This is a genomic window from Pseudomonas sp., from assembly GCF_050739655.1.
GTDB lineage: Bacteria > Pseudomonadota > Gammaproteobacteria > Pseudomonadales > Pseudomonadaceae > Aquipseudomonas.
In genome coordinates this window covers 18,771-27,200 of sequence record NZ_JBOIBY010000501.1, presented here as the reverse complement: position 1 = coordinate 27,200, position 8,430 = coordinate 18,771, and the positions used below count along the sequence as shown (strand labels likewise).

Annotated in this window: 6 protein-coding genes; all 6 read right to left on the bottom strand. The window is 60.4% G+C overall.

The features are described from left to right. Window positions 1–186: 186 nt before the first annotated feature. Window positions 187–1,452 carry an urea ABC transporter substrate-binding protein gene (gene urtA / locus ACRESJ_RS23935; protein ID WP_431760118.1) on the bottom strand — a complete coding sequence of 422 codons (1,266 nt, stop codon included), beginning with the start codon at window positions 1,450–1,452 and terminating at the stop codon, window positions 187–189. A 461-nt stretch (window positions 1,453–1,913) separates the two neighbouring features. Next, window positions 1,914–2,924, bottom strand: coding sequence for a FecCD family ABC transporter permease (locus ACRESJ_RS23930; RefSeq protein WP_431760117.1), 1,011 nt, complete (start codon window positions 2,922–2,924; stop codon window positions 1,914–1,916). Then, a complete protein-coding gene (locus tag ACRESJ_RS23925; RefSeq protein ID WP_431760116.1) occupies window positions 2,921–3,871 on the bottom strand; it encodes an ABC transporter substrate-binding protein in 951 nt (316 codons plus the stop codon). The genes ACRESJ_RS23930 and ACRESJ_RS23925 overlap by 4 nt, the downstream gene beginning before the upstream one ends. Further along, entirely contained in the window at window positions 3,868–4,656 is a 789-nt protein-coding gene (locus ACRESJ_RS23920) for an ABC transporter ATP-binding protein (RefSeq protein ID WP_431760115.1), read from the bottom strand. The genes ACRESJ_RS23925 and ACRESJ_RS23920 overlap by 4 nt, the downstream gene beginning before the upstream one ends. Before the next feature lie 163 nt (window positions 4,657–4,819). Beyond that, the gene (locus tag ACRESJ_RS23915; RefSeq protein ID WP_431760114.1) at window positions 4,820–6,199 is read right to left on the bottom strand and encodes a PepSY-associated TM helix domain-containing protein; all 1,380 of its coding nucleotides are present in this window, start codon (window positions 6,197–6,199) and stop codon (window positions 4,820–4,822) included. Between the two features lie 106 nt (window positions 6,200–6,305). Then, the gene (locus tag ACRESJ_RS23910; protein WP_431760113.1) at window positions 6,306–8,423 is read right to left on the bottom strand and encodes a TonB-dependent copper receptor; all 2,118 of its coding nucleotides are present in this window, start codon (window positions 8,421–8,423) and stop codon (window positions 6,306–6,308) included. Between the last annotated feature and the right edge of the window lie 7 nt (window positions 8,424–8,430).

Sequence of the window (8,430 nt, the reverse complement as noted above, 5' to 3'; positions counted from 1 at the left end):
CTGGAGGTCGGCGCCAGGCTCAGGGCCTGCGGCCGACACAACTCCCTGTGGGAGCGAGCTTGCTCGCGATGAGGTCGGCCCATTCGACATCTCTTTGACTGGGCCACCGCTATCGCGAGCAAGCCCGCTCCCACAGGGGATTTTGTCGGGCCTGAGTAAGGAATCAGGCCCCGACATCCAGTGGCTTTAGTTGCTCTTCACCGCATACTCCGGCTTCTTGTCGTTGCCCGGGATGAACGGGCTCCACGGCTGGGCGCGGATCGGGCCTTCGGTCTGCCACACAACGTTGAACTGACCATCGGCCTGGATCTCGCCAATCATTACCGGCTTGTGCAAGTGATGGTTGGTCTTGTCCATTGTCAGGGTGTAGCCCGACGGCGCGGCGAAGGTCTGGCCGCCGAGGGCTTCGCGGACTTTGTCGACATCGGTGGACTTGGCTTTTTCGGCGGCTTGCGCCCACATGTGGATGCCGACGTAAGTCGCTTCCATCGGGTCGTTGGTCACCGCTTTGTCCGCGCCCGGCAGGTTGTTTTTCTTGGCGTAGGCTTTCCAGTCATCGACAAATTTCTTGTTCGCCGGATTCTCCACCGACTCGAAGTAGTTCCAGGCCGCAAGGTTGCCCACCAGTGGTTTGGTGTCGATACCACGCAGTTCTTCTTCACCCACCGAGAACGCCACGACCGGGACATCGGTGGCTTTCAGGCCCTGGTTGGCCAGTTCTTTATAGAACGGCACATTGGAGTCGCCATTGACGGTGGAGATAACCGCCGTCTTGCCACCGGCGGAGAACTTTTTGATGTTGGCGACGATGGTCTGGTAATCGCTATGGCCGAACGGGGTGTACACCTCTTCGATGTCCTTGTCGGCCACGCCTTTGGAATGCAGGAACGAACGCAGGATCTTGTTGGTGGTGCGCGGATAGACGTAGTCGGTGCCGAGCAGGAAGTAGCGCTTGGCAGCGCCGCCTTCTTCGCTCATCAGGTATTCAACGGCGGGGATCGCTTGCTGGTTCGGCGCGGCGCCGGTGTAGAACACGTTCGGCGACATCTCTTCACCTTCGTATTGCACCGGGTAGAACAGCAGGCCGTTGAGTTCTTCGAACACCGGCAATACCGATTTGCGCGACACCGAGGTCCAGCAGCCAAACACCACGGCGACCTTGTCCTGGGTCAGCAACTGACGGCCCTTCTCGGCGAACAGCGGCCAGTTCGAGGCAGGGTCGACCACTACAGGTTCGAGCATCTTGCCGTTCACGCCGCCCTTGGCGTTGATCTCCTCGATAGTCATCAATGCCATGTCTTTGAGCGACGTCTCGGAGATCGCCATGGTCCCGGACAATGAATGCAGAATACCGACCTTGATGGTCTCGGCGGCCTGGACCGTCCAGGTCATGCCCATCGCGGCAATGGATGCCGAGAGTGTGAAAGCCTTGATCAAACTGCGACGCTTCATTGTGCGATCTCCATGAACTTATGAATTTTCTTGGTGGCAGATGCGGACTACTGAAGGGTCTTTAGCAAGGGCTGTGCCCGGTCGGGAAAAGGCAGGGAAATGTCGTATTAGAGCGGTTTCACGGTTTGGCGGCGCACCATGAGGGGACATGATCAGTGGTCTGGTGCACTGGGGTGCGTCACATTGGGGCGAGGATGTATTGGCTGGAACCGATTACTTGTGGGAGCGGGCTTGCCCGCGATGGCGGTGGTTCAGTGATAGAAATGTTGGACGTTACGTCCTCATCGCCGGCAAGCCAGCTCCCACAGGATCGTCGTCGTGCGCAAATTCACCGTTCACCACCGATCCACTGTGGGAGCTGGCTTGCCAGCGATAAGGCCATCACATTCAACATCTATGGCGCCTGACAAGCCGCCATCGCTGGCAAGCCAGCTCCCACAGGGATTTTTGCAGCCGTGTGATCAGCGGCGGCGCATCAGGCCGATGAAAAACAGACCGCCAATGGCCGCGGTTGCGACGCCGATGGGCAGGTCTTCCGGAGCGATCATCGTGCGGGCGGCCACATCGACCCACACCAGGAAAACACTGCCGAGCAGCACGCACACTGGCAGCAATCGTCGATGCTCAGCCCCAACCAGGCGACGTGCAATGTGCGGCACCATCAACCCGACAAATCCGATGGAGCCGCTGATGGATACCAGCACGCCAGTCATCAACGAGGCGATCAAAAACACCCGCAGGCGAACGGTGCGCGCATTCAATCCCAGGGTGACGGCAGTCTGTTCGCCGGCCATCAGTGCATTCAATGGGCGCGCCATTCCCAGCAGCAAAACCAGCCCCAGCAGCACACTGGCCGTCGGTACGGCGAGCAGTTCCCAGCGCGCCAACCCGAGGCCGCCCAGCATCCAGAACATCACCGCCGAACTGGCGCGGTGGTCGCCCATGAACAGCAACAAGTTGGCGATTGCCATCATCACGAACGACACCGCCACGCCACAGAGCAACAGGCGATCACTGTCCAGTCGACCGTGGCGGCTGGCGATCATCAGCACCACCAGCATGCTCAGCAGCGCACCGATAAATGCCGCGATCGGCAAGGTCAACAGGCCGACGATTTCGCCGACATGCAACACCACGATGACTGCACCCAAGGTCGCGCCGGACGTGACACCCAGCAAATGAGGATCGGCCAACGGATTACGCGTCACCGCTTGCAAGACTGCGCCGATCAGCGCCAGGCCAGCGCCCACCAGTGCGCCAAGGAGCATGCGTGGCACGCGGATCAGCCAGACGATATGCTCCTGCCCGGCGCTCCAGTCCGGCACGCCGAAACCAAACAGCTTGTGCAACAGAATCCGCCACACCACGTCCACCGGCACCCGCGCCGGGCCGAAACCCAACGACACCACGCAAGACACCAGCAACAGCGCGCCGAGGGCAATCAGCAGCAAGGCGTAGCGACGATTGATCATGCGCCGTGGAAACCCTTGGCCAGTGTTTCCACTGCCAGCACGTTGTCTATCCCCGGCGTGGCCTGCACATAAGGAATGACGATGAATCGCTGGTTTTTGATCGCATCCACCGATTTCAGCGCTTTATTACTGCGCAGAAATTGAATCTTCTGTTCGGCGCTGACTTCGCCGTAGTCGACGATCACGATCACCTGCGGATTGCGCTCGACCACGTTCTCCCAATTGACCCGAGTCCAGCTCGCGTCAACGTCATCCAAAATATTTTGCCCGCCCGCAGCGTCGATCAGGGCTTGCGGCATGCCCAGGCGACCGGAAGTCATGGCGCGATCTTCACCGCTGTCATACAGGAACACCCTTGGTTTATCGGCGGGCAGGTCTTTGCGAATATCGACGACTTGCGCCTGCATCCCGCTGATCACGGCATTGGCGCGATCCTGCACGTCGAAGATTTTGCCGAGGTTTCGCAGGTCGTTGTAGGTGTCCTCCAGGCTCGCCGGTGGGCGCTTCATCACGAACGCGCAGGACTCGGTCAGCTCGTAGACACTGATGCCCAGCGGTTGCAGGGTTTGCGGCGTGAGATCGCCGCCTACGCGCATGCCGTAATCCCAGCCGGCGAAAAAGAAGTCAACGTTGGCATTGAGCAGGGTTTCCACCGACGGGTACTTGGCCGCCAGCTCCGGCAAACCGTCGAGGATGGTCTGCATTTGGGGTGTCACCGCCTTCCAGCCGGACACGCCGCTATAGCCGGCCATCTGTGGCTTGAGGCCGAGGGCGAGCATCATCTGGGTCATGTTGATGTCGTGGCTGACCGCATGTTTTGGCGCTTGCTGGAAGGTCACTTCTCGGTTGCAACTCTGGATCGTCAGCGGGTAGTGAGTGGCCTCGGCAAATGCCTGAGTGCTGCCCAGCAACAGGGCGAAGCAGAAGGTGGAACGCAGAAAATTCATGGTTGGGTGATCCAGGTAATTCGAGGGTAGCCGTGCAAGGGGTGTTCATCGATCAGTGCTTCGACGCCGAAGACATTGCGCAACAGCGCGCTGGTCAGGACATCTTTTGGCGTGCCGCTGGCAACGATGCGACCATGATTGATCACGTACAGCCGGTCACAAAACGCGGCGGCCAGATTCAGGTCGTGGATGCTCGCCAGGGTGCCGATGTTCAAGCGCTTGACCAACTGCAACAGTTCTAATTGATAGCGCGGGTCGAGGTGGTTGGTCGGCTCGTCGAGGATCAGCAGTTGTGGTTGCTGGGCCAACGCTCGGGCAAGGATCACCCGCTGCTTTTCACCACCGGACAGGGTGGAAAAGGCGTGGTCTTCGAAACCCTTGAGGCCGACGGATTGCAACGCCTGATCAATCATTCCGGCGTCTTCCAGGGTGTCGCCGTCGAACAAGCCTTTGTGCGGTGTGCGGCCCATGGCGACCACTTCATTGACCGTAAGGCCGAAGGCATCGGGAAACTCCTGCAGCACCACCGCGATGCGTTGCGCGCACCAGCGTGCGGATTGTTTCCAGACGTTGTGGTGGTCGAGCCTGACCTCGCCGCTTTGCGGTTTGCTGAAGCGCCAGGCACAACGCAGCAGGCTGGTCTTGCCGCTGCCGTTGGGGCCGATCAATCCGACAAATTCCCCGGAGGCCACGTGCAGCGAGGCATCACGCAGCTGGAACTGGTGATGACAGTGACCGTGACCGAGGGGTGACCAGGCGAGGTTTGTGAGATGAAGCGAGGTCATGCAGTGGCTCTTGAGGTGAAGCTGATGGCCCCATCGCTGGCAAGCCAGCTCCCACAGGGTTCGTGCACACTCTGTGGGAGCTGGCTTGCCAGCGATGGGGCCCGAAAAGGGTGATGTGCGGGGGAAGTCTACATTGCTAACGCCCCCGCGCATCTCGCCTCTTTCAAGATGAAGATGAAGCCGATTCAGCCTGCCGGGTAAAGCGCGACAGCACCACGCGATCAAGCACCCAAACCACCACCAGCGAAGCTCCCACCAACGGGAACGCCACCGCCAGCGCGAACATGATGACCATTGCGGTTTTCCATTTCGGCAGGTCGTGGCGCAGTGGCGGTACACCCAGTTTTCCTTGTGGGCGGCGCTTCCACCAGATCACCACGCCGCTGACGGCGCTGAGCAGGATCATCAGGCAGATCAACAGCACGATGATCTGGTTCAACACGCCAAACATCTTGCCTTCATGCAACATCACGCCGATTTCCGTGGCGCGGGCGACGGCACCGTATTGCTCGTAGCGCACATCGGCCAGTACGTCGCCGGTGTACTGATCGACATGCAGGGTGGCGTCGTTGCGCGGATCGTCGGCGAACACGGCGATGGTGAATACGCCGGTGGCCGTGGTCGGGAAGGTGATGCTGTAGCCCGGCTCAACCTTGCTTTTCACGGCGATGTCCTGCACGTCTTGCAGGCTGATGGTCGGCGCGGCAGGGCCGGCCTGGGCGCCACCGTGGGCCATGTGTTCGGCATGATCGCCGGACATTGGCATCGGAGTGTTTTCCATCGCCCAAGGCACGGTCTGGCGGGTGGCGCTGTTGAGACTGCGCGCTTCGACATCGGATTTCGGCACGTTGTCCCACATGGCTGCCGGGAAGACGTTCCACACCGCTGCATATTGCTGGCCCCAGAAACCGGTCCAGGTCATGCCGCTGAGCAGCATCACCAACAGCAGCGAGGCGCCCCAGAACCCGGTCACGGCATGCAGGTCACGCCACAGCACGCGGCCGCGACTGCTCAGACGTGGCCACAGAATGCCCGCTGCCTGACCGCGTGGCCACCACAGGAACACCCCCGAAACCACCAGCACCACACCCCAACCGGCAGCCAGTTCTACCAGCCGGTCTCCCACGGTGCCGATCATCAGTTCGCCGTGGATCGCCCTGGCAATCGCTTGCAGGTTCTTCTTGGCGTCTTGCTCGCCAAGGATGTCGCCGTGGTACGGGTCGACGAACACATTGAGCTCGGTGCCGTCCTTGATCACGACAAACTGGGCGCTGCGTTCGGCGTCGACAGGCGGCAGGTACTGTTTGATCGTTGCTTGCGGGTATGACTCCTTCACGCGCTTGAGCAAGTCATCGGCCGGGATCGTGTGATGGCCTGCCGGGACGTTGAGCATGCTGCTGTACATCAGCGAGTCGAGTTGTGGCTTGAACAGGTAGATGGTGCCGGTCAGGGCCAGCATCACCATGAATGGCGCAACGAACAATCCGGCATAGAAATGCCAGCGCCAGGCCAGGTTGTAGAAATTCACTTTGGGCTGTTTCATCATGTGTGCTCCGCATTGGCGAATTAATTGTTTTATTAAAAGATCGCAGCCTCGTTTCACTCGACAGCTCCTACAGCAGCGGCTGCGATCTTTTGATTTTTTGTTTTTAGAAACTCATATCCACCTTGGTCCAGAGCGTTCGCCCCGGTTCCTTGATGGCTTGCGGGTCGTTGGCCGGGTAGCCGAAACCGGCGTTGCCGGCCAGGTTCAAGTGTTCGGCGTAAGCCTTGCCGAACAGGTTGTCCACGCCAGTACTGACCTTCCAGTGCTGGTTGATCCGATAGGCTCCATTGAGTGAGAACACACCAAAGCCCGGCGTCTTGTCGAAGTCCTTGCCGACGACGTTGCCTTTGTTCTGGTCAATACGGTTTTGCTCGGCGACCACCCTCCACAGTGCGCCGGTGCTCCAGTTGTCTTCGCTGTAAGTCAGGCCGAAGCGCGCATCTAGCGGCGGCATTTGCGGCAAGGCATTGCCATCGCTGCTGTTCTTGCCCCAGGCGTAGGCCAGGGTCGCGTCGGCTTTCCAGTGTTCGGTGAAGTTGTAGGCAGCACCCAGTTCGCCGCCCATGATTCGTGCGTCGATGTTTTCGGCTTGCGAGGTCATGCCCATCATGCCGGGCGTGTAATCGAACAGGATGTAATCGCGCACCTGGCCGATGTAAGCCGAGGCCCAGGCTTCGAGCTCTTCGGTCTTGTATTGCAGGCCGAAGTCGAGCTGGGTGGTTTTTTCCGGCTTGATCGAATCGAAGGCATTCACCGAGCCCGCAGGGCCAGAATTGGGCGAAAACAGCTCCCAGTAATCCGGGAATCGTTGGGTGTGCCCAAGGCCGGCATACAACGTGGTCGGGCTGTCGGCCAGGTCGTGTTCATAGCGGATGAAGCCGCTGGGCAGGGTTTCGGCGCGGGTGTCATCGGCGGTCGGGTTCGGGCGGGTCATCATTCCCGAACCGGTGGTCTGCCGAAAATCCTTGGCCGAAGCGCGGTCCAGGCGGGCGCCGCTGATCAAGCGATCACGCTCGGCGGCGTACCAGGTCAGTTCGCCAAACACCCCGTAGTTATGGAAATCGGCATCCTTGGTGTACGGCAGGTCCTTGTAGGTGTCGACGCCCATGGCGCTGCGCTGGCGGTGTTCGTTGGTTTGCGCATCGATGCCGCTGATCAGTTGCACATCGGCCCAGCGCCAGGTGCCCTTGATGCGCGCGCCGAGGGTACGGCGGTCGACGTTGGACGCCATCGGGCCGGCCATCATCCCGGTGCCGGACGGCGTGCGCAGGGTGTAGTTGTCCATCACGTGGTCGGCGTAGTTGTAGTAGACCTGTGCTTCGAGCTTTTCCAGCACGTCGCTGATGTTGGATTTCTCGAAGCGAAGGCCAAGGCTTTCGCGCTTGAACTGCGAGCCGTCCATGCCGCGCCCGGCGTAACGCGCCTCGCCGTCACCCTTGCCGGCGGTTAACTCCAGCAGCGTATCGGCGTCCGGGGTCCAGCCGAGCGCGACATCGCCGTTCCATTTCTCATAGCGAGACGGCACGGTGTCGTTGTTGCCATCGCGATAATCGTCGGCGTGGGCGGTGTTGCCGATCACGCGTACATAGCCCAGAGATCCGCCGGCAGCGGCGTCCACCAGCTTGTCGAAACGGCCGTTGGAGCCTGCCAACACGCTGGCATTCACCCGTGTGCCGAGTTCGCCGAAGCTTTCCGGCTCACGGTCGAACAGTATGGTGCCGGCGGAAGCACCCGGCCCCCAAAGCACGGTTTGCGGGCCTTTGATCACGGTCAGCTTGTCGTAGGTTTCCGGGGAGATATACGAGGTGGGTGCATCCATCCGCGCCGGGCAGGCGCCGAGCATCATGCCGCCATTGGTGAGGATGTTCAGGCGCGAGCCGAACATGCCGCGCAATACCGGGTCGCCGTTGGTGCCGCCGTTGCGTATCTGGGCGAAGCCCGGAATGGTTTTCAGATAATCGGAACCGTCGCTGGCCGGCACCGGTTGGCGCGGCTCCTTCGGGTTGGTGACGATGGTCAGCGGCGAACTGGGGGCAATTGCGGTGATGACTGTCGGGCTCAGTTCTTCACTGTGACCTGCGTGTTCATCGGCCAGCGCGGCAGGCGCCATCAACGCACTGCACAGAATCGCAGTGGCGTGCCTGAAACGAATGCTGGATTCGTTCTGGATTAAAAAGGCTCGGGCAGGGCTCAAGCCTGTGTCAACAGAAAACCTGGACATGACAATT